The organism is Achromobacter xylosoxidans (genome assembly GCF_014490035.1).
GTDB classification, from domain to species: Bacteria; Pseudomonadota; Gammaproteobacteria; order Burkholderiales; family Burkholderiaceae_B; genus Achromobacter; species Achromobacter bronchisepticus_A.
The window spans coordinates 6706267-6730474 of the sequence record NZ_CP061008.1 but is presented as its reverse complement, the minus strand read 5'-3'; the positions used below and the strand labels follow the sequence as shown (position 1 = coordinate 6730474).

The 24208-nt window shown below is 64.2% G+C and carries 19 protein-coding genes, 3 tRNA genes and 1 pseudogene; 18 read left to right on the top strand and 5 right to left on the bottom strand.

The annotated features are described in order from the left end of the window. Positions 1 to 963: 963 nt before the first annotated feature. From mnmG to IAG39_RS31280, 6 genes are read left to right on the top strand one after another with little or no spacing between them, the layout of a single operon-like run. Positions 964 to 2883, top strand: coding sequence for a tRNA uridine-5-carboxymethylaminomethyl(34) synthesis enzyme MnmG (gene mnmG / locus IAG39_RS31305; RefSeq protein ID WP_118932724.1), 1920 nt, complete (start codon positions 964 to 966; stop codon positions 2881 to 2883). Next, a complete protein-coding gene (rsmG, locus tag IAG39_RS31300) occupies positions 2880 to 3569 on the top strand; it encodes a 16S rRNA (guanine(527)-N(7))-methyltransferase RsmG (RefSeq protein WP_059376266.1) in 690 nt (229 codons plus the stop codon). Before mnmG ends, rsmG begins: the two co-directional genes overlap by 4 nt. Continuing rightward, positions 3566 to 4366 (top strand): ParA family protein, encoded by an 801-nt coding sequence (locus tag IAG39_RS31295; protein WP_059376264.1) that lies wholly within the window; start codon positions 3566 to 3568, stop codon positions 4364 to 4366. Before rsmG ends, IAG39_RS31295 begins: the two co-directional genes overlap by 4 nt. Positions 4367 to 4375: 9 nt before the next feature. Beyond that, positions 4376 to 5200 (top strand): GNAT family N-acetyltransferase, encoded by an 825-nt coding sequence (locus IAG39_RS31290; protein WP_118932723.1) that lies wholly within the window; start codon positions 4376 to 4378, stop codon positions 5198 to 5200. A 43-nt stretch (positions 5201 to 5243) separates the two neighbouring features. Next, on the top strand, positions 5244 to 6170 hold the full coding sequence (locus tag IAG39_RS31285) for a ParB/RepB/Spo0J family partition protein (RefSeq protein ID WP_059376259.1): 927 nt from the start codon (positions 5244 to 5246) through the stop codon (positions 6168 to 6170). Further along, positions 6163 to 7167, top strand: a complete 1005-nt coding sequence (locus IAG39_RS31280; protein WP_118932722.1) for an asparaginase — start codon at positions 6163 to 6165, stop codon at positions 7165 to 7167. The genes IAG39_RS31285 and IAG39_RS31280 overlap by 8 nt, the downstream gene beginning before the upstream one ends. Here IAG39_RS31280 and IAG39_RS31275 read toward each other — a convergent pair. Next, on the bottom strand, positions 7121 to 8053 hold the full coding sequence (locus tag IAG39_RS31275; RefSeq protein ID WP_118932721.1) for a LysR substrate-binding domain-containing protein: 933 nt from the start codon (positions 8051 to 8053) through the stop codon (positions 7121 to 7123). The genes IAG39_RS31280 and IAG39_RS31275 overlap by 47 nt on opposite strands. A 116-nt stretch (positions 8054 to 8169) precedes the next feature. Here IAG39_RS31275 and IAG39_RS31270 point away from each other — a divergent pair, with 116 nt between their 5' ends. The 4 genes and pseudogenes from IAG39_RS31270 (at position 8170) to IAG39_RS31255 (ending at position 12706) form a co-directional block, all read left to right on the top strand. Next, positions 8170 to 8757: a cysteine dioxygenase family protein gene (locus IAG39_RS31270; protein WP_118932720.1), complete on the top strand. Its 588-nt coding sequence runs from the start codon at positions 8170 to 8172 to the stop codon at positions 8755 to 8757. 2 nt (positions 8758 to 8759) lie between these two features. Beyond that, positions 8760 to 9854, top strand: a pseudogene (gene metC / locus IAG39_RS31265) (cystathionine beta-lyase); the annotation flags it as partial. Positions 9855 to 9941: 87 nt separating this feature from the next. Continuing rightward, the gene (locus IAG39_RS31260; RefSeq protein WP_118932759.1) at positions 9942 to 11540 is read left to right on the top strand and encodes a rhodanese-like domain-containing protein; all 1599 of its coding nucleotides are present in this window, start codon (positions 9942 to 9944) and stop codon (positions 11538 to 11540) included. 164 nt (positions 11541 to 11704) lie between these two features. After that, positions 11705 to 12706: a Bug family tripartite tricarboxylate transporter substrate binding protein gene (locus tag IAG39_RS31255; RefSeq protein WP_118932719.1), complete on the top strand. Its 1002-nt coding sequence runs from the start codon at positions 11705 to 11707 to the stop codon at positions 12704 to 12706. A 20-nt stretch (positions 12707 to 12726) separates the two neighbouring features. On the opposite strand, the gene IAG39_RS31250 is transcribed toward IAG39_RS31255, so the two are convergent. Genes IAG39_RS31250 through IAG39_RS31235 form a run of 4 tightly spaced genes read right to left on the bottom strand, consistent with a single transcriptional unit; the run spans position 12727 to position 17284 of the window. Next, a complete protein-coding gene (locus tag IAG39_RS31250) occupies positions 12727 to 13488 on the bottom strand; it encodes a DeoR/GlpR family DNA-binding transcription regulator (protein ID WP_059376242.1) in 762 nt (253 codons plus the stop codon). A 17-nt stretch (positions 13489 to 13505) separates the two neighbouring features. Next, complete coding sequence (locus tag IAG39_RS31245; RefSeq protein ID WP_059376239.1) at positions 13506 to 15188, bottom strand: ABC transporter permease subunit; 1683 nt, start codon at positions 15186 to 15188, stop codon at positions 13506 to 13508. 31 nt (positions 15189 to 15219) lie between these two features. Further along, positions 15220 to 16227 carry an ABC transporter ATP-binding protein gene (locus tag IAG39_RS31240; RefSeq protein ID WP_118932718.1) on the bottom strand — a complete coding sequence of 336 codons (1008 nt, stop codon included), beginning with the start codon at positions 16225 to 16227 and terminating at the stop codon, positions 15220 to 15222. Positions 16228 to 16276: 49 nt separating this feature from the next. Beyond that, entirely contained in the window at positions 16277 to 17284 is a 1008-nt protein-coding gene (locus IAG39_RS31235) for an ABC transporter substrate-binding protein (protein ID WP_118932717.1), read from the bottom strand. Between the two features lie 194 nt (positions 17285 to 17478). Here IAG39_RS31235 and hisN point away from each other — a divergent pair, with 194 nt between their 5' ends. The 8 genes from hisN to tuf all read left to right on the top strand — a co-directional run bounded on the left by hisN (position 17479) and on the right by tuf (position 24085). Next, positions 17479 to 18285, top strand: coding sequence for a histidinol-phosphatase (gene hisN, locus IAG39_RS31230; RefSeq protein ID WP_118932716.1), 807 nt, complete (start codon positions 17479 to 17481; stop codon positions 18283 to 18285). A 57-nt stretch (positions 18286 to 18342) separates the two neighbouring features. Next, on the top strand, positions 18343 to 19728 hold the full coding sequence (locus tag IAG39_RS31225; RefSeq protein ID WP_118932715.1) for a glutamine synthetase family protein: 1386 nt from the start codon (positions 18343 to 18345) through the stop codon (positions 19726 to 19728). A gap of 31 nt (positions 19729 to 19759) precedes the next feature. Continuing rightward, positions 19760 to 21148: an aldehyde dehydrogenase family protein gene (locus IAG39_RS31220; protein ID WP_118932714.1), complete on the top strand. Its 1389-nt coding sequence runs from the start codon at positions 19760 to 19762 to the stop codon at positions 21146 to 21148. Between the two features lie 24 nt (positions 21149 to 21172). After that, entirely contained in the window at positions 21173 to 22336 is a 1164-nt protein-coding gene (locus IAG39_RS31215) for an iron-containing alcohol dehydrogenase (protein WP_118932713.1), read from the top strand. Positions 22337 to 22449: 113 nt separating this feature from the next. Continuing rightward, positions 22450 to 22536: transfer RNA gene (locus IAG39_RS31210), tRNA-Tyr, on the top strand. Between the two features lie 148 nt (positions 22537 to 22684). Further along, positions 22685 to 22758, top strand: a tRNA-Gly gene (locus IAG39_RS31205). A 10-nt stretch (positions 22759 to 22768) separates the two neighbouring features. After that, positions 22769 to 22843: transfer RNA gene (locus IAG39_RS31200), tRNA-Thr, on the top strand. A 51-nt stretch (positions 22844 to 22894) separates the two neighbouring features. Next, positions 22895 to 24085, top strand: coding sequence for an elongation factor Tu (gene tuf / locus IAG39_RS31195; protein ID WP_119449751.1), 1191 nt, complete (start codon positions 22895 to 22897; stop codon positions 24083 to 24085). Positions 24086 to 24208 lie beyond the last annotated feature (123 nt).

The following is a 24208-nucleotide window of genomic DNA, read 5'->3' as shown; positions in this document are numbered from 1 at the left end:
GTTTCACGTGAAACACGAAAAAGTGTCTTTGATTTGGGTAAGGGGTAGGGTAGGGGTTGGAAAATTGCTTTCTTTTGAATGAACCTTTGGAAGATTGAAATTTGAGGATTTCGTGAGCCGAATGATTGGTAGGAAGTTGGGTTAGGTTCGTATGACGAGGTTCGAACGTCTGCCTGTATTTCTATCCACGCGGGTCCTGCCCTTGTGTTTCACGTGGAACATTCTCGAGTGTGGAACAGACCTCTTGCCGCTATTCGCCCACTTAACGATGAACGTTTCACGTGAAACGTTCATCGCCAGCGGTGCAGAGAAGCAATGTTTCACGTGAAACATCGGAGGTGTAGGGAATAGGAATGTACGTGTGAGATGCTCAAAAAGCAGGCATGACTCATCCAACCGATGAGCTGTACGATGCCCGGCCGTCGCTGGCCTGTGATGGGAAAGCATGAACTCTTTGTTTGAAGGAGAGGGCGACTGCGGTACCTGGCGCGGCACCGCGCAAAGGGTATCTGTTTCACGTGGAACATTCGCCGGTCCAGCACTTTGATAAGAAATGACCAAGTACTCGAGGCAGTGGGCAGGGTGCATTCATACAGGAACCATGCTGGGAGTTCTGACATGTTTCACGTGGAACATGTCCGCTCATCCTCTACCCCCTTATGGCGAATTTCATCCAATACAGAGGTACATGGATGGGAGAGATTCTGATGCCGACGAATTTGGTGGCACGCCCGGGTAGGAGGTGATCAGCTTCGAAAAGTACGACGTTTCACGTGAAACACAATGGGCAAAGCAGTGGCAAATGCCGACATATTCACCCCTCACGGGCTTCTGAAGTTGCCTTTTGCCGACGGCGCCTCGGCCCTAACCAGGTTCAAGCTGCGCCGAAGCATGTTTCACGTGAAACATGCAATCCCTGCCTCTATAATGAGCACCGAACGCTCTCTTACCTTCCCCCCCATCATGGACTATCCCCGCGAATTCGATGTCATCGTCGTCGGTGGCGGCCACGCCGGCACCGAAGCTGCGCTGGCTGCCGCCCGTGCCGGCGCCCAGACGCTGCTGCTGACGCACAACATCGAAACCCTAGGCCAAATGTCTTGCAATCCCTCCATTGGCGGGATCGGCAAGGGCCACCTTGTCAAAGAAGTCGACGCCCTGGGTGGCGCGATGGCCTTGGCGACGGATGAATCGGGGATTCAATTCCGCATCCTCAATGGATCGAAGGGGCCAGCAGTTCGCGCTACGCGCGCTCAGGCTGATCGGGTGCTGTACCGCAAGGCTATCCGTGGCCGCCTGGAAAGCCAGCCAAACCTCTGGTTGTTCCAACAGGCGGTCGAAGACCTGATGGTGGAGGGCGATCGCGTGGTCGGTGCCGTTACCCAGATCGGTCTGAAGTTCCGCGCCAAGTCCGTGGTGCTGACTGCGGGTACGTTCCTGAATGGCCTGATTCACGTGGGCCTGCAGAACTATTCGGGCGGCCGTGCCGGCGATCCTCCCGCTATCTCCCTGGGGCAGCGCCTGAAGGAACTGGCCTTGCCGCAAGGGCGCTTGAAGACCGGCACGCCGCCGCGCATCGATGGCCGCTCGATCAACTACAGCATCCTGGAAGAGCAGCCTGGCGATCTGAATCCGATTCCCGTGTTTTCCTACATGGGCAGCGTGGCCATGCACCCGCGCCAGCTGCCTTGCTGGATCACGCATACCAACGCCCGTACCCATGACATCATCCGCGGCGGCCTGGACCGCTCGCCGATGTACAGCGGAGTGATCGAGGGGGTGGGGCCGCGTTACTGCCCGTCCATCGAAGACAAGATCCATCGCTTTGCCGACAAGGAGTCGCACCAGGTCTTTCTGGAGCCCGAAGGGTTGGATACGCACGAGGTCTATCCGAACGGCGTGTCGACCAGCCTGCCGTTCGACGTGCAGTTGGCCCTGATCCATTCTTTGCCTGGCCTGGAAAATGCGCACATCCTGCGCCCCGGCTACGCCATCGAGTACGACTACTTCGATCCACGTGGATTGAAGAGCACCCTGGAAACCAAGGCGATCACGGGCCTGTACTTCGCAGGACAGATCAACGGCACGACCGGCTACGAAGAAGCGGCCGCCCAAGGGCTGCTCGCTGGCGTCAACGCCGCGCTGTACGCGCTGGAGCGGGAGCAATGGACTCCGCGCCGCGATGAGGCTTATCTGGGCGTGTTGGTCGACGACCTGGTCACGCGCGGCGTGACTGAGCCGTACCGCATGTTTACGTCCCGGGCCGAATACCGGTTGAGCCTGCGCGAAGACAACGCCGATCTGCGTCTGACCGAAATCGGCCGTCGCCTCGGGATTGTGGATGACGCGCGCTGGGATGCCTTCAATCGCAAGCGCGACGCCGTGTCCGCGGAAGTCGAACGTTTGAAATCCTCTTGGGTGAATCCGCGTATACTTCCCGCCGAAGTTGCGGAACCTCTGCTGGGCAAGGCAATTGAACGTGAGTACTCACTTTCAGACCTGCTGAAACGGCCCAATGTTTCCTATGAAGCGTTGATGGCTGCCCGCAATACCGACGGCTCGCTCCTGGCCGGCCCCGGCGTGGTGGAAGACGAAGTGCTGGCCGAGCAAGTCGAGATCCAGGTCAAGTACGCCGGCTACATCGATCGCCAGCAGGTCGAAGTCCAGAAACAGATCGCGCATGAACAACAGGCCATCCCCGTTGATGTCGACTACGATGCCGTGACCAGCCTGTCGTTCGAAGTGCGCCAGAAGCTCAAGTCGCATCGCCCGGAAACCATCGGCCAGGCCGCGCGTATCTCCGGCGTCACTCCCGCTGCAATTTCATTGCTGCTGATCCATCTGAAGCGCCTGCATTACGGCTCGCGCAAGCAAGCGGCATGAGCGCGTACGCCGATACGGCCGGCGCGGACATGGCCGGCCGCCTGTCTCGCGCATGCGAGCAACTGGGGCTGGACGCCGACGCCGCCACGATGGCCAAGCTGCTGAACTATCTGTCGCAGATGCAGCGCTGGAACCGGACCTATAACCTCACCGCCATCCGCGATCCGCAGCAGATGCTGATCCAGCACCTGTTCGACAGCCTGGCCGCCGTGGGACCGTTCAGCGAGGCGCTGGGCGCTTCGGACACGCCGGCCAAGGTCTACGACGTCGGATCGGGCGGCGGCTTGCCAGGCGTCGTTCTGGCGATCATGCGACCCCATTGGTCTGTGACCTGCGTGGACGCAGTCGAAAAGAAGACGGCATTCGTGCGCCAGATGAGCGGCGTGCTGGCCTTGCCCAATCTGCAGGCCAGCCACGCGCGTATCGAAACCTTGCCGCCCGCCGAGTGCAATGTGGTGACGTCACGCGCCTTTGCTTCCTTGGACGATTTTGCGCAACTCGCAGGTCGCCATGTACGCAACGATGGTACCCTCGTCGCCATGAAGGGCAAGGTCCCCGAGGACGAAATACAGGCGCTGCATGCGCGCGGAGAATGGCAAGTCGATCACATCCAGCCGTTGCGCGTGCCTGAGTTGCAGGCCGAACGCTGCCTGATCTGGATGCGCCGTAGTCAAGGAACCCTATGAAGAACATACCCCCCAGCACCTCCGCCCGCATTTTCTGCATTGCCAACCAGAAGGGCGGTGTGGGCAAGACGACGACCGCCATCAATCTGGCGGCGGGCCTTGCCACGCACAACCAACGTGTGCTGCTGGTGGACCTGGACCCGCAAGGCAATGCCACGATGGGCAGCGGCATCGACAAGAACTCGCTCGAGTCGAACCTGTACCAGGTGCTCATCGGCGAATCCAACATCGAGCAGGCCCGCGTGAAGTCCGAGTCGGGCGGCTACGACGTGTTGCCCGCCAACCGCGAACTATCTGGCGCCGAGATCGACCTGGTGCAGATGGAACAACGCGAGCGCCAGTTGAAGGCCGCGATCGACACGGTCGCCACGCAGTACGACTTCGTGCTGATCGATTGCCCGCCCACGCTGTCGCTGTTGACCTTGAACGGCCTGGCCGCCGCCCATGGCGTCATCATTCCGATGCAGTGCGAGTACTTCGCGCTGGAAGGCCTGTCCGACCTGGTCAACACGATCAAGCGCGTGCACCGGAATATCAACGACGACCTGCGCGTCATCGGATTGCTGCGCGTCATGTTCGATCCGCGCATGACCCTGCAACAGCAGGTCTCCGCGCAGCTCGAGGCACATTTCGGCGACAAGGTTTTCAAGACCGTGGTGCCGCGCAACGTGCGCCTGGCCGAAGCCCCCAGCTACGGCATGCCCGGCGTGGTGTACGACCGCGGCTCGCGTGGTGCGCAAGCCTATATCTCGTTTGGCGCTGAAATGATCGAGCGCGTGAAGAAGGATCTGAAGTAGACCGCAACCATGTCCGCCGTTCCGCTCTTTTCCCAGACCGAAATGCCAGTCTCCGGTACGCCGCGCATCGACGCGCGCGACAGCCTGCGCACGCGTCTGGAAGAGGCCGCGCTGAACGCGACGGCGGTCGGTGCGCAGGTGCTTTTCGATGGCTGGCTGGTGCGGTTCGCGCCTTCGTCGGCCAAGCGCGCACGCAGTATCAATGTGCTGGGGTTATCCACACGTCCGTTGGACGAGCGGCTGGCGTATTGTTCATCGTTGTATGCGCGCCATGGCTTGCCCATGGTGCTGCGCATTACCTCCATCGGTCCCGATTTTTCCCTCGACGCCGAACTGGAGTCCCGCGGTTATACCTTTACCGACGAGACCCGAGTCATGTGCATGCCGCTCGCTCCCAGGCCCAGCGTCCGGGGCGATCTGCTTTTCAATATTGTCGATACCGGACGCTTCGCGGCGGCGGTCGGGGCAATGCGCAACTCGGAATCCGCGCACATCGCCGAACATCGGACGCGCTTGCAAGGACTGGCTGTGGATATCTCGCCGGTGCTGGCAACCGACGCGGCGGGGCAGTGCGTTGCCGCGGGCCTGGCCGTCCGCGACGGCGACTTGCTGGGCCTGTTCGATATCGTCACCGACCCGGGGCAGCGGCGCAAAGGCTACGCCGCCGCCCTGATTGAACACTTGTTGGCAACAGGCGCCGCCGGCGGCGCCACGACAGCCTATTTGCAGGTTGAGCCGGAGAATATAGCCGCGCGCGCCTTGTATGGCCGCTACGGTTTTAAAGACTGTTACGCGTATTGGTACCGCCTGCCCGCCGAGCAGACGGACGCCTGAGCCAGGCTCGGGATACAAAAACAGAAGGAAAGAGGATTTAATTATGGCCACCAAGAAACCCAAGGGATTGGGCCGCGGACTGGACGCCTTGCTCGGCGCCGACGCGCCTGCCATCGAGAACATCGGCAAGGCTGCTGCCGCCGCCAAGCCCGAGGGTCCGCCGTCCACCTTGCCCGTCTCGAAGATGCGCGCCGGCAAGTATCAGCCGCGCACGCGCATGGACGAGGGCGCGTTGGGCGAACTGGCCGAATCGATCCGCACACAAGGCATCATGCAACCCATTCTTGTGCGCGCACTGGGCGAAGCTGCGCCCGGCCACTATGAAATCATTGCCGGCGAACGGCGCTTCCGCGCTGCGCAGATTGCCGGCCTGAAGGAAGTGCCGGTGCTGGTGCGTGAAGTGGCCGACGAGAACGCGGCCGTCATGGCGCTGATTGAAAACATCCAGCGCGAAGACCTGAATCCGCTGGAAGAAGCGCAGGGCGTGCGCCGGCTGCTCGACGAATTCGGCCTGACGCATGAACAGGCCGCGCAAGCGATCGGCCGTTCGCGTTCGGCCACCAGCAACCTGCTGCGCCTCCTGAACCTGGCGGCGGCCGTGCAGACCATGCTGCTGGCGGGCGATGTGGACATGGGCCATGCGCGCGCGCTGCTCGCCGTGGACGCGGCTACGCAGATCCAGCTGGCCAACCAGATCATCGCGCGCCGCCTGTCGGTGCGTGAAGCCGAAAAGCTGGTCGCCAAGACCGCCAAGGAAGCGGAGTCGTCGGCTGCGCCCAAGAAGAAGGCCAACGGCGCATCGCGCGACCTGACCCGCCTGGAAGAGGCGCTATCCGACCATCTGGGTACGCGCGTCGCGCTGAAAGTGGGCGCCAAGGAAAAGGGCCAGATCGTCATCGACTTCCATGGCTGGGAACACCTGAATTCCCTGCTTGAGCGCCAAGGCCTGTCCGGAGTGGTGGATGCCTGAGCGCGCGCTGCCTGTCATCGCAGTATTGGCGACGGGCGGCACGATCGCTGGCGCCCAGGCTGACGCGACCTCCGCCGGCTACAAGGCCGGCTCGTTCTCCGTCAACGACCTGTTGGCTGCCGTGCCGCAACTGGCGGGCATCGCCGAGATCCGTGCCGAACAGGTTGCCAACGTCGGCAGCCAGAACATGACGCACGCCGTCTGGCGCGCGCTGGCCGAGCGCGTGGATGCGCTGAGCCGCGACGCCTCGGTGGCGGGCATCGTCATCACGCACGGTACCGATACGCTGGAAGAAACGGCGTACTTCCTGAGCCTGGTGATACGCCACGACAAGCCCGTGGTGCTGGTGGGCGCCATGCGTCCGGCCACCGCCCTGGGCGCGGAAGGCCCGGCCAATCTGTACAACGCGGTGGCGCTGGCGCGCCATCCCGAGGCGCGCGCCCGCGGGCCGCTCGTCATCATGAACGAAGACGTGCACTACGCCCGCGAGATCCAGAAGATCGCCAGCGCTGGCCTCTGCGCGTTCGCTTCGCCTAATCGCGGCCGCGCCGGCGTCATGCACGGCGGGGTTCCATTCTTCTATTCGCGCAACACCACGACGCACACCGTAGAAAGCGAGTTTTCACTCGCATTGCTGGAAAAGGCCGGTTGGCCGCGCGTGGATGTTGTCTATGCCCATGCCGACCTGCAGGGCGATCTGATCGATTTCCTGGCCGATGCCGCCGACGGCATCGTGCTGGCCGGCGTTGGCGACGGTAACGCCACCGATCTGGCCATTGAAGGCCTGAGCCGCGCCGCGGCCAACGGCGTGGCGGTCGTGCGCTCCAGCCGCACGGGCAGCGGCTTCGTGGCGCGCGACGTCGAACTCGATGACGCGCGCCTGGGGTTTGTTGCCGCGCGCGACCTGAATCCACAGAAAGCCCGCATCCTGCTGATGCTGGGTCTTTCCGTCACGCGCGATCCGGCAGCCCTGCAGGATCTGTTCGACCGCTATTGAGGCGCGGCGGCTGGGCCGCCGCATCGCCCTGCTGCGCCAGCCGCAGGCTGGTCTTGAGCATCTCGTAGACTTGCCGCGTCAGCGGATTGATCAGGTCAGGCCTTATCCACAGGAAGTACGTCACGTCGGGCAAGGGCGGCAATCCTTCCTTTTCTCCCAATACGCGCATTTCGGGCCCCAGCAGTTCCACGCTGCGCGCGGTGACGCCTAAACCGGCGCGCAGCGCCGCCTTGATCCCCACCAGCGTCGGCGCCACGTAGTTGGTGTGCCAGCGCACGCGCGCCTGTTCCAGAGCCGTGAGCGCCAGCCGGCGGAAGATGCTGGGTTCATCGGCCAGTACCAGCGGCACCGGCGCATGCATGTCATGCACGTAGTCGGCCGAGGCCAGCCACACCGTGGGCGAAGTGCGCAGCGCCACGCCCTCGAAGTCCTGGTCGAAGCGCGTGGATATCGTCAGGTCGAGTTCGCCCGCGCGCAGGGCATCCATCAGGAAGGGGCTGCGGTCCGTGCGGATTTCCAGTTTCACGCGCGGCGCCGAACGCGCGATGTGCGTCAGCAGCGTGGGCAGGATCGAATCCGCCACGTCCAGAGGCGCGCCCAGCTTCAGGTCGCCTTCCAGCGGTCCGTCTTGCAAGGCGCGCAGCGCCTCATCGTTGATGGCCAGCATGTGGCGGGCGTACTCCACTAGGCGGCGTCCATGCGAAGAGAGCACCTTGTTGCGGCCTTGTTTCTCGAACAAGGGCTGGCCGATGAGAGATTCCAGCCGCTGCATCTGCTGCGTCACGGCGGACTGCGTCTTGTGCAGCCGGTTGGCGGCTTCCGAGAAAGTGTCGTGCCGGGCGATGGCGGTCAGCGTGCGGAGCAGGTCCAGATCCAGATTGCGCATGGTGCTCTACGAAGTATTAGAGATGCTAATGGAATCTTAAGGCAATTTAAATTGTTCCGCGTGAGGAGGGGGGATACATTCAATGCCATAACTCATGAAAATAGGGAAAACACAAAGTGAGCAACGCACATCCTCATCAGGTCGGCATCACCAGTGCCATCGAAAATATTAAAAAAACTGTAGGAAATAAGGGGCTGAACCGCGACAGCCTGCAAACCGTGCTGGATGAATTGATCGGCCTGGCCGGCCACTCCGACTGGTGGGCCGCCGATCGCTATCCCGCTCCGGAAGACGGCGAACGCCAGGCCCGCTACCTGATCGCCGAAGACGCCGACAAGAGCTACGCGCTTTATCTGAACGTCATGCGTCCCGGCAAGCAGATCGTTCCGCACAACCACACGACCTGGGCCTGTATCGCGGCCGTAGAAGGCGTGGAATACAACTACGTCTACGATCGCAGCGACGACGGCTCCGTGCCCGGCGTGGGCCGGCTAGAAAAGACCGGCACCGTGGTGGTCGGTCCCGGCACGGGCATTGCGCTGATGCCGGACGATATCCACGCCGTGGAAATCCAGGGCGACAGCGTCATCCGCCATCTGCACATGTATGGCCGCGCACTGGAAACGCTGACCGAGCGCCTGGCGTTCGATCTGGCTGCCGGTACCTGCAAAGTCATGCCGATCGGCGTGCAGACGCGCCGCTGATCATGGACAAGCCCTATCGGTCCGCCACGCGCCTGTTGCGCGCCGGCCGCCCTCATCGCGGCTGGGTCAATACGCCCGTCACGCGCGCCAGCACTTACGTCTTCGACAGCGTGCAGGCCTGGCGCGACACGCGCAGCCGCCGCGACCAGGAGCGCCTGCCGTCCTACGGCGCGCGCGGCACCGATAGCACGCATGCGCTTGAAGACGCGTTGGTGGAGCTGGAAGAGGGCTATCGCGCCAAGCTATATCCCACCGGACAGGCCGCAATCGCCACCGTGCTGCTGGCCTACCTGCGCGCCGGGGACCACGTGCTGATCACGGATGCGGTGTACGAGCCCGTGCGCCGCTTCTGCGCGGAACATCTGGCGCGGCTGGGCATCGCGTACACGTACTACCGGCCTGACGGCGCTGGCATCGAAGCGCTCATCCGTCCTGAAACCCGCATGATCTATGCGGAATCGCCGGGCTCGTTGACTTATGAGATGCCGGATCTGCCGGCGCTGGCCGCGTTGGCCCGTGCCCATGATTGCTGGCTGGCTGTGGATAACACCTGGGCCTCCGGATTGCTGCACAAACCCCTTACGCTGGGCGCCGACATCTCCATCCTGGCGGCCACCAAGTATCTGGGCGGGCACGCCGACGTGATGATGGGCGCTGCGATCACCAACGCGCGCGCCTGGAATGCGCTGGAGCGCGCCACCGTGGACCTGGGGCAGACCGTTGGTGCCGATGACGCGTATCTGGTGCTGCGCGGCATGCGCACGCTGCCCTTGCGCATGGCGCAGCACGCCCGCAGCGCCATGCGCGTGGCGGACTTCCTGTTGAGCCGCCCCGAGGTGGCGCGCGTTCTATGTCCGGCCCTGCCCGGCGATCCTTCCCATGCGTTGTGGTTGCGCGATTGCAGCGGCGCGAATGGCCTCTTGACGGTGGAGTTCGCCGCCGCGGCCGGCATCGACGCTGTCGAGCGACTTATCAACAGCCTGCGGCTGTTCGGCATCGGCGCATCGTGGGGCGGCTTCGAAAGCCTGGTGATACCCGTCAATCTGGGCGCGGCGCGGTCCCTGCCGGATCCCGAGCCGCGCGGCGCCATGCTGCGCCTGCATGTGGGCCTGGAGGATCCCGACGACCTCATCGCCGACCTCGATCAAGCGCTATCCCAACTTTCTCCGTCTTCCCTGAATACCATGATGCACCCCACCCAAGACCAGCCCGTCATCGACATTGATCCGCACATGCTCAAGCAATGGCTCCATGATGACGCGGAAATCGCGCTGCTGGACGTGCGTGAGCACGGCCAATATGGCGAGGGACATCTGTTCTACGCCGCGCCCGTGCCCTACAGCCGGCTGGAAGTCGATATCGTGCGCCTGGCGCCGCGGCGCGATGTGCGCATCGCGCTCTACGACGACGGCGGCGCTGATGACACGGCGACGCGTGCCGCACAGGCCCTGGCCGCGCTCGGATACCGCAACGTGCATCGTCTGAGCGGTGGCATTGCGCAATGGCAGCGCGACGGCTATGCCATCTTCGCAGGCGTGAACGTGCCCAGCAAAACCTTCGGTGAACTGGCCGAAGAAGTTTTCCACACCCCCCGCATCGGCGCGCGCGACCTGGCCGAACGCCAGCGCCGCGGCGACGACCTGATCGTGCTGGACGGCAGGCCTTACGCGGAATACCAGAAGATGAGCATCCCGGGCGGCATCTGCTGCCCCAATGGCGAACTGGCGCTGCGCGCCCATACGCTGGCGAGCAATCCGCAGACCACCATTGTGGTGAACTGCGCCGGCCGCACGCGCAGCATCATCGGGGCGCAGACGCTGATCAATCTGGGCGTGCCCAACCCTGTCTACGCGTTGGAGAACGGCACGCAAGGCTGGTACCTCGAGGATCTGCAGCTCGAACATGGCGCACGGCGCCGCTACGACGATGGCGTTGCACCGCAGGACCTGCCCGCGCTGGCACAGCGTTCCTTGCGATTGGCAGAAAGTCATGGCGTGCCGGTGGTCGGAGCGGAAGAGGTGCAAGCCTGGTTGCGCGACCAGACCCGCAGCACCTTCCTGTGCGATGTGCGCAGCGCCGAAGAGTACGCGCAAGGCTCGCTGCCCGGTGCGCAGCACACGCCGGGCGGCCAGTTGATCCAGGCCACCGACCAGTACCTGGCCGTGCGCGGCGCGCGTATCGTCGTGTTCGACGCCGAAGGCGTGCGCGCGCCAGTGGTCGCCAGCTGGCTGCGGCAGATGGGCTGGGACGCCAGCGTGTTGCGCGAAGGCTTGCAGGCGCAGTTGGAGAACCCTGTGGAAAAGACGCTGGCGCCGCAATTGCCCCTGCTGGGCGATGCGCAACTTGCAGCCGCGCTTGCGCAGGGCGCGCAGCTGGTCGATCTTCGTCCCAGCATGCGCTATCGCGCCGGCCATATCGCAGGCGCACGCTGGTCCATCCGCCCGCGCCTGGCCAGTCTGCACCTGGATGCCGCGCGTCCCGTGGTGTTGCTGGCCGAGGACGCGGCCCTGGCCGCCTGGGCAGCACAGGACTTGCGGGCGCTGGGCGTGCAAGACATCCAGGGCAACACCGGCGACCCCTCCAGCTGGGCCGCGCAGGGCATCGCATTGGCGGCCACGCCGGCCGAGCCTGCGAACGCCGACTGCATCGACTATCTGTTTTTCGTGCATGACCGCCACGACGGCAACAAGGCCGCCGCGCGCCAGTACCTGGCCTGGGAGACCAATCTGGTCAAGCAGATCGACGAACGTGAATTGGCGGGCTACCGCTTTCCGGCCCGCTGATCCCGGACCCGCCGCGCCCGCCCGACCCGGCGCCCGCGGCACAGCAGACGCTTCAATCCGAAAAGTACGCCCCGGCCCTTGCGGCCGGGGTGCGGACGGTTCATGCCGAACCGGAATGCAAAGGACGGCCGAGTATGCGGCCGCCAATCACAAGGGGAACTCAGATGAAGCATCATGCATCGCACGTACGCAAGGCCGCAGCCGCGGCGCTGGCCGGTCTGCTGTGGGGGACCGTTGCCCACGCCGAGGCGCCCGCGCCGTTACCCGACTATCCCAAGCAGGCCATCACGGTCGTGTCGCCGTTTCCTCCGGGAGGCGGCAACGATGGTGTCGCGCGCCTGATCGCGCAGGAACTGGGCGCCATCACGGGCCAGAGCGTGGTGGTGGAAAACCGTTCGGGCGCGGGCGGCAACGTCGGCACGGCGCAAGTGGCGCGCGCCAAGCCCGACGGCTATACCCTGGTGATGTCGCAGACCAGCGTCATGGCCGTCAATCCGCGCCTGTACAAGAACGTGGGCTTTGACCCGGTCAAGGACTTCACGCCCATCTCGCAGATCACTTCGGCGCCGCTGGTGCTGGTGGCGCGCAGCGAGAGCCCGTACCGCACGCTGAACGATTATCTGGAAGCCGCGCGCAAGCAGCCCGGCGCGATAACCTACGCGACGCCCGGCAATGGCACCATGAGCCATCTGATGGGGGCGCTGCTATCGCAGAAGGCCGACGTGAAGCTGGTGCACGTGCCTTATCGCGGCGCCGCGCCCGCCATCACCGACCTCATGGGCGGCACCGTGGACATGTTGATAACTTCACCGGCGTCGGCCGAACCCATGGTCGCCGCCGGCAAGCTGCGCATCCTGGCGCTCAGCCACGAGAACAGCATCGGCATCTTCAAGGGGGCGCCCACGCTCAAGCAGGCGGGCATGGAAGGCATTACCGCCGATGATTGGTATGGACTGTTCGCGCCCGCCGGCACGCCGCCCGAGCGCATTGCCTACCTGGCGCAAGCGGTGGGGCAGGCGATGAAATCGCCTGCCGTGATCGCCAAGATCAACAGCGGCGGCAGCTGGGCGGTGGGCAGCCAGCCCGCCGCGTTCAAGACGCGATTGCAGGAAGACACTGTGTATTGGGCCGACATGGTGAAGACTGCGGGCGTGTCGCTGGACTGATGCGCAAGTCGATGATTGCGCTACACCGCCACGATCTTGCCGACCGCGGATTTCAGGGCGGCGTAGGCGGGTGACTTCTGCGCGCTGGTGTTGGTGACCAGATGGTCGATGCGGTCCGCGCTGCAGTACGACACGCGGCTGCACAGGCCGATCTTGCTGAAGTCGGCCAGCAGTACCAGCTGCTTGGCGCTGGCCGCCATCGCGCGCGCCACTTCGGCCTCGCGCAGGTCATAGTTGGTGGCGCCGAATTCGGCGTCCACGCCGACCGGCGACAGCAGCGCCAGATCCGCGCGATAGCGGTGGATCTCGGCGATCGTGATGTCGCCGGCCGTGGCGCACACCGGGCCGCCCACGGAGCCGCCCAGCATGATCAGCTGGTTTGCGCCGTTGCCGGCCGCGCCCACCTTCAAGGCGACGTCAAACGAGTTGGTGATGACGGTCAGGCCCGACAGCTTGGCCAGCTCGTCGGCCAGCACGCTGGTGGTGCTGCCAGCGTCCAGGAACAGGGTCTGTCCGCTGGATACCAGCCCCGCGGCCGCGCGCGCGATGGCGCGCTTGTACTTGACGCGGGTATGCACGCGTTCCGCGATGGGCGGTTCGCTGTGCACCGGCACGGCGCCGCCGTGCACCCGGCGCAATTCGCCCATGGCCTCCAATTCCAGCAGGTCACGCCTGACTGTCTCCCTTGAAACCCCTAGTTCGCCGACGATACGGTCGGTCGATACCTGCTGCAATGAAGACAGCAGGGCGCGGATTCTCTGATACCGCTCTTCTTGCCACATGTCCGATGTTTCCTAATCTATGTCCGGCGCCGCGCGGCTGCGGCGATCAGCGCGCGCAATGCCAGCAGGGAGCCTCCCACGACCAGCATGATAAGGGTTGAATAGGCGGCAGCCTGCGAGACGAACCCCGCTTCGTCCAGGCGCAGGACGGAAACGGGCGCCACGCTCACGGATGGCGTGACCAGGAAGATCACCGCCGACAGCGTCACCATGGACCGCATGAACAGGAAGAAGAACACGCCCAGCACGGTCGGGCCGATCAGCGGCAGCACGGCGTCGCGCAGCACCCGCAGCGTGCCGCCGCCCAGGCAGCTGACAGCCTCCTCCAGCGCTTGCGGCACGGCGCGCATGCCGGTCATCATCGTCAGGAAACCCTGCGTGTGGTAGTGGTAGAAGTTGCACAAGGCAATCAGCGCGGCGCTGCCGTACAGCGCATACAACGGCGTGCCGGGAGCGTTGAAGGCGAAGATGTACGACAAGCCCAGCACCAGGCCGGGAACGCCCACCGGCAGCACCGAGACCAGGTACACCAGCTTGGCCCACGCGCGCGGAATGCGGCACACCCCGAAGCTCAGGAAGAACAGCAGCAGCACGCCGCCGCCTGCCGCCGCCAGCGACAGGTACAGCGACGTCCAGAGTGGTGTGTAGCCGCCGCTGACTGTGATGTCGTAATGCTTCAGCGTCCATTCCATGCGATAGGGCCACAGCCGCATGAAGCTGGCGAAGATCACCGTGGCCACGGTCAGGATGATGGTGCCGCTGGCCAGCAACACGCCGGCGGTGAACGCCGCATCGCGCCCGCGAGCCGGTTGCGGCGTGACCCGCAATCCGCTGGGCGAGGCCGAGCCGAACTGGCGCTGCGAGGCGACGCGTTCGATCTGCACCGAAATCAGCGAGGGCAGCAGCAGCAGGATGCCGACCACCGAGCCCATGCCGAAGTTCATCTGCCCGGATACCTGGCTGTAGATCTCGGTGGCCAGCACCCGGTAGTTGCCGCCGATCACGGCGGCGTTGCCGAAGTCGGTAATGGTGATGACGAACACCACGAAGGCCGCGCTCAGCAAGCCGAACTTGCAGTTGGGCAGGGTGATGTCGAGAAACTGGCGCGAGCCGGACGCGCCCATCACTTCGGCCGCGTCGTAGTAGCGCGCATCCATGTTGCGCAAGGCCGCTTGCAGGATCAGCACGGCCTGGGGCAGGGCGTAGAACACGTTGGAGATCAACAGGCCCCAGAAGCCGTAGATATCTATTTCCCAGCCTGTCCAGCGGTGTACCAGCCCGTTGCGGCCCAGCAGGAAGATGAGCCCCAGGCCCTGCACCAGCGAAGGCGCCAGCAGCGGCAGCACCAGCGCCAGCCGCACGGCGGCCTTGCCGCGCATGCAGCTGCGATCCAGGCCGTAGGCGATGGCAAAGCCCAGCGCGACGCTGACCACCGTGGTGGCGGTGCTCATGACCAGGCTGTTGAGCGTGGCGGTGAGCACGCCGCGCGTGGCGAAGACCTCGGCATAGTTGCCCAGGCCGACCGAGCCGTCCTTCTCGACCAGGCTGCGCCACGCTACAGTCGCCAGCGGATAGAGGAAGAACAGCGCCAGGCCCGCCAGAGGGATGCCGACGCAGCTCCATAGCAGCACACGGTCGGCGGACCAGGGGGCGCGGCCGGTTGGCGCCGCGATGGCCGGGCTGGCGTGGGCGGCGCTCAAGCGGCGGCCCCGGTTTGCGTGGTGCGATCCGTCATACGCTGACCCAGGCGCACTGGCCCGGCTCCATGTCCAGCCGCACGGGGGCGCCGCGCGACAGGCCCGCGGCGCCATGTTGTTCCACCAGCAGTTCGCGTCCCTGCCAGGCGATGCGCAGGCGGGTGAGGTTGCCCATGAACGTCATGTCCTGCACGCGGCCCGGGCCGTGTTCGTCCGCCGCGATGCGCAGGTTCTCGGGCCGCAGGCAGGCCTCGTAGCGCTCGCTGGCGCCCTCGGGCCGCGTCGCCAGCAGTTGGGGCATGGCCTCGCGCACCCAGTCGGTGGGCAGCAGATTGCTCAGGCCCACGAAGTTCGCCACAAAGCGGGTGCGCGGGCGCAGGTACAGATCGGAAGGCGAGCCCACCTGCTCGATGCGGCCGTCGTTCATGCACACGATCTTGTCGGCCAGCGTCAGCGCTTCCTCCTGATCGTGCGTGACCATGACCGTGGGAATTTTCAGGCGCCGCTGCACGTCGTGGATCTCGGCGCGCATGTCGGTGCGTACGCGCGCGTCCAGCGCGGACAGCGGTTCGTCCAGCAGGATCAGCGCCGGATCCACCGCCAGCGCGCGCGCCAGCGCCACGCGCTGCTGCTGGCCGCCGGACAACTGGTGCGGATAGCGCTCCGCATGTTCGGGCAGTTTGATCAGCGTCAGCAGTTCCTTTACGCGCGCGCCGATGCGTTCGCGCGATTCGCCGCGGATGCGCAGGCCGTAACCCACGTTTTGCGCCACGGTCATGTTGGGGAACAGGGAATACGACTGGAACACGATGCCGAAGCCGCGCTTGCGCGCCGGCTGCGCGCTCAAGTCGCGCCCGCCCAGCGTGATGGTGCCGCGGTCAAAGGGCAGCAAGCCCGCCACGATGCGCAGCAGGGTGGTCTTGCCGCAGCCGCTGGGGCCCAGCAGGCAGACGAATTCATGTTCGCCCACGGACAGGTCGATGTCTTGCAGCGCTACCGACGCATCGAACGTCTTGCGGATTCCGCGCAATTCCAGATACATGGCGTCTCCAGGACAGGCTGCGGCCGGCTTTGCGCCGGCCGCGGCACCGTCAACGCTTGATGGTTTCCTGCCAGGTCTTGATGGTGGCGTCCCGCTCCGCGGCCGACTTGGGGAAGTCCACGGGATACAGCACGGCGGTCAGGTCCTTGGGCAGGCCGGCGGCTTCGGCGGCCTTGTTGGGCGTGGCGCCGGGGATGGTCACCAGTTCCTTGTACTTGCTGTACAGGCCGCCGGCCTGCGCCGACAGCGTCCAATCGAGGAAGCGTTTGGCGTCGGTGGGATTCTTGGCCGTTTTCATCAGCCCCGAGGCTTCCAGTTCGTAGCCCACCCATTTGGATGGAATCACCATCTTGATGGGGAATCCTTCCTCGATGGACTGCATGGCGGGGAAGGCGAAGGACACGCCGATGGCGTACTCGCCGGCGCGCGCCATCTTGCAGGGGCGCGAACCGGACGGCGTGTACTGGGCCACATTCTTGTCCAGGTCCTTGAGCAGCGCCCAGCCCTTCTCCTTGCCCATGCCCTGCAGCAGCGCGACGATCTGCAGATAGCCGGTACCCGAGGCGGCAGGGCTGGGGATAACTATTTCGCCCTTGTAGACCGGCTTGGTCAGGTCTTCCCAGGAGGTCGGCATGGGCAGATTCTTGGACTTGAGCCTGTCCGTGTTTACACAGAATGCGGCTACGTAGCCGGTGGCGGCGAACCACTTCTGGTCGGCGCCCTTGTACTGCGCGGGCAGGGCGTCCATGCCCTTGGCCGCATACGGCTCCAGCAGGTTTTGCAGGCGCGGATCCAGCATGTTGCTGACGGCGAAGCCCCAGATCACGTCCTGCTGCGGGTTGGAGGCCTCGGCGATCAGGCGCGCGCCCAGATCACCGGTGGACAGCCGCAGCACGTTGACCTTCACGTCCGGCATGGCGGCTTTGGCGGCTTTCAGATAGGCCGCGATTTCATCTTCTTCGAGGGCGGTGTAGACGGTGATGGCGCCGGCGTGGGCCTGCGTCCAACCTAGGGAAATTACTGCAACCACAAGGCTAAGCTTCTTCATACATTGCATGATGGAACTCCGGTTGGAATACACGGCAACGGTGGCGAGCTACGTAGTTGGACAGCCTTCTGCAACAAATCCGGCAAGTTGCAGTTTTATGTATGTTTGCAAATTTGTGGCAACGTGTCTAGACTGGAAAAACCAGTATTCAAGGGTTTTTTTTGCGTAGGCGCATTCTCCCGCGCCACGCCTGGAGCTCATCGATGCAAACTTCACCGCCGTTATCCGCGCAGCAGCTGGCCGCGTACTCCTCGTTCGCCCAAACGCTGGCGGACCGCGTCCGCCCCTTGTCGCGCAAGTGGTTCCGGCATCCGCTGGACGTGGACACCAAGGCGGACGAAAGCCCGGTCACGCAGGCCGACCGTGAGGTCGAGGCCGCCTTGCGCGAGGCCATCGCCCAGCATTATCCCGAGCACGGCATCTTTGGAGAAGAGTTTGGCGCCTCGCATGCCGAAGCCGAATTCGTGTGGTCGCTGGACCCCATCGACGGCACGCGCGCGTTCATTTCCGGCAACCCGTTGTGGGGCACGCTGCTGGCGCTGCTGCATCGGGGCAAACCTGTGCTCGGCGTAATCGACATACCCATGCTGGACGAGCGCTGGGTCGGCGCGGCCGGCGTGGCCGCGCAACTGAACGGTACCGCCTGCCGCACCAGCGCTTGCGCCGAACTGCGCCAGGCCGTGCTGTACGCCACCTCGCCCGACATCTTTGCCGGCGCCGAGCTGGCCGCCTTCGAGGCGCTGACGCAGGCCGCGCGCATGCGCCGCTACGGCGGCGATTGCTACAGCTACGGCCTCCTGGCCAGCGGACACGTCGACCTGGTGGTCGAGTCCGGCCTGCAGCCGTATGACTATCTGGCGCTGATGCCCGTGATCGAAGGGGCGGGCGGCGTCATTACCGATTGGTCGGGGCAGCCGCTCAGTCTCGAATCGCAGGGCCGCGTCGTCGCGGCCGCCACGCCGCAGCTGCATCGCCAGGCGATGCGGGTGCTGGGGGCGGCCATGACCTGAACGCCGCGCCGCCCGCCCGCAGTCCAACGCAACGCTTCAGTCACAAGGTGAAAGAGCATGCATGCACTAGGGGTAGCAACGGTGGAAGACGCGGAGCGGCTGGTGCAAGCCAGCCAGCTCTCGCACATCAAGGTAGGTTTGTCCGACGTCGATGGCGTCATGCTGGGAAAGTACTTGCGGCGCGACAAATTCCTGGGCGCGCTGCGCTCGGGGCTGGCGTTCTGCGACGTGGTGTTCGGCTGGGACCTGGACGACCAGCTGTACGACAACACCAAGTACACGGGTTGGCACACGGCCTATCCGGATGCCAAGCTCAGGATCATCCCGCAAAGCGGCCGCCGGCTGCCGCTGGAGCAGGGACCGGGCGGCGAAGACATGCTGCTGTTCCTGGCGGAATTCGAAGGCGACGCGGGCGCCATCTGTCCGCGGCGGTTGTTGCACCGGACGCTGGACCGGGCCGCGGGCATGGGCTATGACGTCTATGCCGCGCTGGAGTACGAGTTCTTCATGTTCCGCGAAACGCCGCACTCGGTGCGCGCCAAAAACTACCGCAACATGGAGAACTGGACGCCGGGAAATTTCGGCTACTCGGTGCTGCGCAGCACGGTCGAAGGCGACTTCTACCGCAAGCTCCTGGACATGTGCGAACGCATGGACATGCCCATCGAAGGCCTGCACACCGAGACCGGGCCGGGCGTGCTGGAAGCGGCCCTGGCAGTGGACCTGGCCGCGGCCGCGGGCGACAAGGCCTTTCTCTTCAAGACTTTCACCAAGGCGTTGGCGCAGCAGAACGGGCTGATGGCGACCTTCATGGCGAAATGGTCGCATGATCATCCCGGCCAGAGCGGACACATCCATCTGTCGCTACGCGACCACAAGACCAGCCGTTCGGCCTTTTACGACGAATCCCGGCCGCACGGCATGAGCGCGACGCAAGCTTCCTTCATGGCCGGTGTGCAGCGCTACCTGCCGGAATTCATGGCCATGTATGCGCAGACCATCAACAGCTATTCGCGCCTGGTACCCGGGTACTGGGCGCCGCTGGATGCGACCTGGGGCATGGAAAACCGCACCACTGCGCTGCGGCTGATTCCAGGCAGCGACAAATCGCAGCGCGTCGAGGTGCGCATCGGATCGGCCGACGCCAATCCCTATCTGGCCTTGTCCGCCGCCCTGGCTTCGGGCCTGTATGGCATTGAGCAGGGCCTGGAACCCGAGCCGATGGTGCAGGGCAACGCCTATACGCAGCAGTTCCCGGCACATCTGCGCTTGCCCACCACGCTCTGGGAGGCCGCGCAGCGGCTGCGCGAATCCGAGGCCGCGCGCCATCTGTTTGGCGACGCCTTCGTCGAACATTACGCGGCGACGCGTGAATGGGAAGAACGGCAGTTCCGCCGCCACGTGACCGACTGGGAACTGGCGCGCTACTTCGAAATCATCTGAATCCAAACCACACCGCTTGCGCAGGGCAGACATGACCCAGGAACTCATCACCATCAGTCCCATCGACGGGCGCGAGGTCGTGCGCCGTCCCTACGCCAGCGAGGCGCAGATCGCACAGGCGCTCGCCGACGCCCAAGCCGCGCAGGGCGCGTGGCAGGCACTGGGCGTGCAGGAGCGGGGGCGCATCGTGTCCGAGGCCGTCGACCGCTTCGTCGCCGCGAAGGACGAGATCGCACGCGCCATTACCATCCAGATGGGCCGGCCGCTGCGCTATACGCCCGGAGAGGTGGCGGGCTTCGAGGCCCGCGCGCGCCACATGATCGCGATCGCGGGTGAGGCGCTGGCGCCCATCCAGGTTGCGGAAATGGCGGGATTCACGCGCTTCATCAGCCGTGAACCCATAGGCGTGGCGCTGACCATTGCGCCGTGGAACTATCCCTTGCTGACGGCGGTGAACAGCATCGTGCCCGCGCTGATGGCCGGCAATACCGTCATTCTCAAGCATTCCGACCAGACGCCCCTGTGCGCGGAACTGATCGAACGCGCATTCCGGGAAGCCGGCGCGCCCAAGGGCGTGTTCCAGTACCTGCATGCCAACCATGACATCGTGCGCAGGCTGATCCGCGCGCCGGAGATTGGCTACGTCTCGTTTACCGGTTCGGTGCGCGGCGGGCATGTCGTGGAGGAAAGCGCGGCGGGGAGGTTCATCGGCGTCGGCCTGGAGCTGGGTGGCAACGATCCAGCCTATGTGCGCGAGGACGCGAAGATCGACCATGCGGTCGAGACGTTGGTGGACGGCGCCTTTTTTAATTCAGGCCAATCCTGCTGCGGCATCCAGCGCATCTATGTGGCGCGTGCGCGGTACGACGAGTTCGTCGAGCGCGCGATTGAATTGACCCGCAGCTACGTGCTGGGGAATCCGCTGCACGCCGAAACAACGCTGGGGCCGGTGGTGCGCGCAAAAGCCGCCGCCGAGATCCGCGACATCATCGGGGCTGCGGTTTCCGCCGGCGCCAGAAATATGATTGATAGCTCGTATTTCAAGGAAGCGAGCATAGGCTCGCCTTACGTCGCGCCGGCGCTGCTGACGCAGGTCGATCATCGCATGCGCATCATGAGTGATGAATGCTTCGGTCCCGCTGTCGGCATCATGGCGGTGGACAGCGACGAGGAGGCGATCGGCCTGATGAACGACAGTCCCTACGGCCTGACGGCGGCGGCTTTTACGCAGGACCAGGATGCGGCCCTGCATATAGGCCGCCAGGTGCAGGCGGGTACGTTCTTCATGAACCGTTGCGATTACCTGGATCCCGCGCTGGCTTGGACCGGCGTGAAGAACTCCGGCCGCGGCGTCTCCTTGTCGGTCGTGGGCTACGAGCAGCTCACCCAAGCCAAATCCTTCCATCTGCGCAGCGTCTGACACGACGCCATCAGGAAACCCGCCATGACCGTGCCCAGCGTTAATTGGAACTATCCCACCGCCATCAAGGCCGGCCCCGGCCGCATCAAGGAACTGCCCGAGCTATGCCGCGGCCTGGGCATGAAGCGGCCTCTGCTTGTGACGGATCCCGGGCTTGCTGCCTTGCCGATGGTGACGCAGGCCGTGCGAGCGTGCCGCCAGGAAGGGCTGGAATGCGGCCTGTTCCACGAGATCAAAGGCAATCCCACGGGCCGTAATGTGGACGATGGCGTGCAGGCCTATCGGCAAGGCCGCCATGATGGCGTGATCGCATTCGGCGGCGGCTCCGCGCTGGATGCCGCCAAGGCCATCGCGCTGATGGCCGGGCAGCGGCGGCCATTATGGGATTTCGAGGATGTCGGCGACAACTACCTGCGCGTCGACGTCGCGGGCATGGCCCCGGCGGTGGCCGTGCCGACCACCGCGGGCACGGGTTCCGAAGTAGGGCGCGCTTCCGTCATCACCGACGAGGCCGCCGAGGTCAAGCGCATCATCTTCCACGCGCGCATGCTGCCTGCCGTGGTGATCCTGGACCCCGAGCTCACTGTCGGCCTGCCGCCCAAGATAACGGCGGCGACCGGCATGGACGCGCTGTCGCATAATCTCGAAGCCTACTGTTCGCCTTTCTTCCATCCCATGGCGGCGGGCATCGCGATCGAAGGCATGCGCCTGGTCAAGGAATACTTGCCGCAGGCCGTCGCCAACGGCAGCGATTTGCAGGCGCGGCTGCAGATGCTGGTGGCGTCCAGCATGGGCGCGACGGCGTTCCAGCGCGGGCTGGGCGCCATGCATGCGCTGGCGCATCCGTTGGGCGCGCTGTACGACGCGCATCACGGCATGCTCAACGCAATCCTCATGCCGTACGTGCTGAAAGCCAACGAACACGCGGTGGCGCCGCGGCTGCAGGCCTTGGCGCGCTACCTGGATCTGCCGGAGTCCGGCCCGGGGGCGGTGCTGGACTGGGTGTTGCGTCTGCGCGAGACCGTGGGCATCCCCCACACCCTGGCAGAAATCGGCATCGACGACGCCCAGGCCGAGCGGGTGGGGCGCATGGCGGCCGAGGATCCATCGGCCGGCACCAACCCCGTCAACTACACCCCTGAGCAGTATTCCGATCTTTTTCGTGCAGCAATTCGCGGAAACCTGTAAGCTTCGCCCCCTCTGCGCGGAAACGCTGCGGTGGTTGAAGAAGAATTTTGAATATTTCGTCCCAAGCGTTTGACAGCGGGTTTGAAAGTGTTCATAATCTCGAATTCTCCTGTGGAGGAGTGCCCGAGTGGTTAAAGGGGGCAGACTGTAAATCTGTTGGCCTTGCGCCTACGTTGGTTCGAATCCAACCTCCTCCACCAGAGACCCACACCTAAATCCAGGCGCGGTTTGCCTGGATTTACAATGTGAAGCTCAGAAAGCTGAGCAGCCTTCGCAAAGAAGGTTGTAAGGCTCTCCCGGGCTTCGGATTGAAAAAGGTTTGGGAAAGAGAAGGTGAAAGGGTATGCCGCGGGTGTAGCTCAATGGTAGAGCAGAAGCCTTCCAAGCTTACGACGAGGGTTCGATTCCCTTCACCCGCTCCAAGATTTATTTGCCCATGTGGCTCAGTGGTAGAGCACTCCCTTGGTAAGGGAGAGGTCGCGCGTTCGATCCGCGCCATGGGCACCACTAATTTCTCTCTTCTTCAGTCAGAAGCGCAATCCAGGTCAGGAGTCAGCCATGGCAAAAGGCAAGTTTGAACGTACCAAGCCGCACGTGAACGTGGGTACGATTGGTCACGTTGACCACGGCAAAACGACGTTGACGGCGGCCATCACGACCGTTCTGTCGAACAAGTTCGGCGGCGAAGCCAAGGGCTACGACCAGATCGACGCGACTCCTGAAGAAAAGGCTCGCGGCATCACGATCAACACGGCTCACGTCGAGTACGAAACGGAAGCGCGTCACTACGCGCACGTTGACTGCCCGGGCCACGCTGACTATGTGAAGAACATGATCACGGGCGCCGCGCAAATGGACGGCGCGATCCTGGTCGTGTCGGCCGCTGACGGCCCGATGCCGCAAACCCGCGAACACATCCTGCTGTCGCGCCAGGTTGGCGTGCCGTACATCATCGTCTTCCTGAACAAGGCCGACATGGTTGACGACGCCGAGCTGCTCGAGCTGGTGGAAATGGAAGTCCGCGAACTGCTGTCGAAGTACGACTTCCCGGGCGACGACACCCCGATCGTGAAGGGTTCGGCCAAGCTGGCGCTGGAAGGCGACAAGGGCGAACTGGGCGAACAGGCCATCATGGCTCTGGCCGCTGCGCTGGATTCGTACATCCCGACGCCTGAGCGCGCCGTGGACGGCACGTTCCTGATGCCGGTTGAAGACGTGTTCTCGATCTCGGGTCGCGGCACCGTGGTGACCGGCCGTATCGAACGCGGCGTGATCAAGGTCGGCGAAGAACTCGAAATCGTCGGTATCGTTCCGACGGTCAAGACGACCTGCACGGGCGTGGAAATGTTCCGCAAGCTGCTGGACCAAGGTCAAGCCGGCGACAACGTGGGCATCCTGCTGCGCGGCACCAAGCGTGAAGACGTCCAGCGCGGCCAAGTTCTGGCCAAGCCGGGCTCGATCACCCCGCACACGGACTTCACGTCCGAGGTGTACATCCTGTCCAAGGAAGAAGGCGGCCGTCACACCCCGTTCTTCCAAGGCTATCGTCCCCAGTTCTACTTCCGCACGACGGACGTGACGGGCACGATCGAACTGCCGGCCGACAAGGAAATGGTTCTGCCGGGCGACAACGTGGCCATGACGGTCAAGCTGTTGGCTCCGATCGCCATGGAAGAAGGTCTGCGTTTCGCCATCCGTGAAGGCGGTCGTACCGTCGGCGCCGGCGTCGTCGCCAAGATCCTGAAGTAAGCAATACCCGGATGGGTAGAGTGGACTCTCAAGTCCCTCTATCCATCTTTGCTGTAAAAGTAGTATGATGTATGGTTCCGCAAGTTGTTGCATGTAAGGCGGAAGCAGCTGTGTAGTGCAAGT

Coding starts and splice junctions, on each gene's coding strand:
- mnmG (WP_118932724.1), top strand. CDS start 964: ATGGACTATCCCCGCGAATTCGATGTCATCGTCGTCGGTGGCGGCCAC.
- rsmG (WP_059376266.1), top strand. CDS start 2,880: ATGAGCGCGTACGCCGATACGGCCGGCGCGGACATGGCCGGCCGCCTG.
- IAG39_RS31295 (WP_059376264.1), top strand. CDS start 3,566: ATGAAGAACATACCCCCCAGCACCTCCGCCCGCATTTTCTGCATTGCC.
- IAG39_RS31290 (WP_118932723.1), top strand. CDS start 4,376: ATGTCCGCCGTTCCGCTCTTTTCCCAGACCGAAATGCCAGTCTCCGGT.
- IAG39_RS31285 (WP_059376259.1), top strand. CDS start 5,244: ATGGCCACCAAGAAACCCAAGGGATTGGGCCGCGGACTGGACGCCTTG.
- IAG39_RS31280 (WP_118932722.1), top strand. CDS start 6,163: ATGCCTGAGCGCGCGCTGCCTGTCATCGCAGTATTGGCGACGGGCGGC.
- IAG39_RS31275 (WP_118932721.1), bottom strand. CDS start 8,053: ATGCGCAATCTGGATCTGGACCTGCTCCGCACGCTGACCGCCATCGCC.
- IAG39_RS31260 (WP_118932759.1), top strand. CDS start 9,942: ATGATGCACCCCACCCAAGACCAGCCCGTCATCGACATTGATCCGCAC.
- IAG39_RS31255 (WP_118932719.1), top strand. CDS start 11,705: ATGAAGCATCATGCATCGCACGTACGCAAGGCCGCAGCCGCGGCGCTG.
- IAG39_RS31250 (WP_059376242.1), bottom strand. CDS start 13,488: ATGTGGCAAGAAGAGCGGTATCAGAGAATCCGCGCCCTGCTGTCTTCA.
- IAG39_RS31240 (WP_118932718.1), bottom strand. CDS start 16,227: ATGTATCTGGAATTGCGCGGAATCCGCAAGACGTTCGATGCGTCGGTA.
- IAG39_RS31235 (WP_118932717.1), bottom strand. CDS start 17,284: ATGCAATGTATGAAGAAGCTTAGCCTTGTGGTTGCAGTAATTTCCCTA.
- hisN (WP_118932716.1), top strand. CDS start 17,479: ATGCAAACTTCACCGCCGTTATCCGCGCAGCAGCTGGCCGCGTACTCC.
- IAG39_RS31225 (WP_118932715.1), top strand. CDS start 18,343: ATGCATGCACTAGGGGTAGCAACGGTGGAAGACGCGGAGCGGCTGGTG.
- IAG39_RS31220 (WP_118932714.1), top strand. CDS start 19,760: ATGACCCAGGAACTCATCACCATCAGTCCCATCGACGGGCGCGAGGTC.
- IAG39_RS31215 (WP_118932713.1), top strand. CDS start 21,173: ATGACCGTGCCCAGCGTTAATTGGAACTATCCCACCGCCATCAAGGCC.
- tuf (WP_119449751.1), top strand. CDS start 22,895: ATGGCAAAAGGCAAGTTTGAACGTACCAAGCCGCACGTGAACGTGGGT.